General features: G+C 71.0%; 1 protein-coding gene. It reads right to left on the bottom strand.

Going from position 1 to position 1,414, the window contains the following annotated elements:
- On the bottom strand, positions 1 to 1,274 hold a 1,274-nt coding region (locus tag ACFPFQ_RS48300), incomplete at its 3' end, for an IS4 family transposase (RefSeq protein ID WP_379630070.1).
- Positions 1,275 to 1,414: the final 140 nt, after the last annotated feature.

Raw genomic sequence — 1,414 nt, 5'->3', positions numbered from 1 at the left:
GGGCGGCTGGGGCCGCGGTGGCGGCCTTTGGCGGTGCTGGCGACGTACTTGGAGATCGCGCGTTTGACCACGCGCGGGTTGGTCCGTACTCGTCGGGCGGGCAGGAGGTGGTCCAGGACGTGGCGACCGATCGTGCCGACGAGGTCGATCACGGTGTCGGCGATGACGTTGGCGGCGGCGAGGAGCTGGTCACGGGCGGCGTGGCGGGCGACAGTGAAACTGCCACGGTCGGGGTCGAGGTCGGCTCGGTGCAGGATGGTGTCGCTGATCGCGATCCGCAGCGCCTGGTAGGTGATCAAGAGGGCGTAGATCTCCTGGGCGATCCCGGTCGGGGTGCGCGAGCGCAGAACCCGCCCGCCCAGGCTTGTGCACTTGAGCTCGGCGAAGCACGTCTCGATCTCCCAGCGTTCGTGGTAGAGCCCGACGATCTCGACCGCTGACACGCCGGGGTCGAGCACGGTGGTGACCAGCCGGTAGGTCTCGGTCCGGGCGCTGTCGCTGGTAGTGATCGTGACCGCAGCGGTGACCACCCGGACCTCGACCCGGCCGATCCGGGACACGAACGACCCGTCGGCCAGCGTGCGGCAGATCGGGAGCCGGCGGTGGTTCTTGACCCGCACCAACACGTCCGCGCCGGTCGCGGCCAGCGCGGTAATCCAGTCGGCGGCGGCGAAGTTCCGGTCGGCCAGCACGATCATCCCGGCCCGGACCGACCGCAGCAGCTGATGGGCGTAGCCGAGTTCCCCGGTGCGGTCGGTGCCGAACACCGCGTCGATGAGGGTGCGGGTGCCACATGCCACCAGCACCAGCACCCGCACCATCGGATAGCCGGTGGTGGTGCCGTGGCTGCTGCCGCCCTTGCTGAACTCCGTCAGGTTCGCCGGGGTGTCTGGGCAGCACAGGATCGTGCCGTCCACCGCGGTGACCAGCCGGCCCCGCCAGAACACTCCCGGGCGGCCCGCGCGAGCGGCGCCGATCAGCACGCAGCCGGTCTCCGCGCCGCGCAGCAGGTCGAACAACGCCCTCAGCGGCGCCACCCCGACTCGGGCCCGGGCGGCGGCCAACGCGCTCGCGCTCGGGGTGACCAGCGCCAGCCCGTCCAGGCCCGCGCACAACCGTGCCCAGACCTGCGACCAGCCGATCTCGGTGAACAGGCCGGCCGCGAGCAGGAGATAGACCACCACCCGCGAGGGCAACAGCCGCAGCCGCCGCTGCACGCTGCAGGTCTGGGCCAGCGCGGCGTCGACCATCTCGAAGGGCACGATCCGGGTCAACTCGCCGAGATGACCCGGAGCGAAGCACCCGCCAGCCACGGTGACGACCCGGGTGATGACAGAATTCGCGCTCAGCGGAGCTCCTGGTGGTGTCGAGGCTGTCTTGGAGGACGACCTCTCCTACCGGAGCTCCGCTCCCA

This window comes from Pseudonocardia sp. GCM10023141, assembly GCF_042653605.1.
This window is presented reverse-complemented; position numbering and strand designations above follow the sequence as displayed.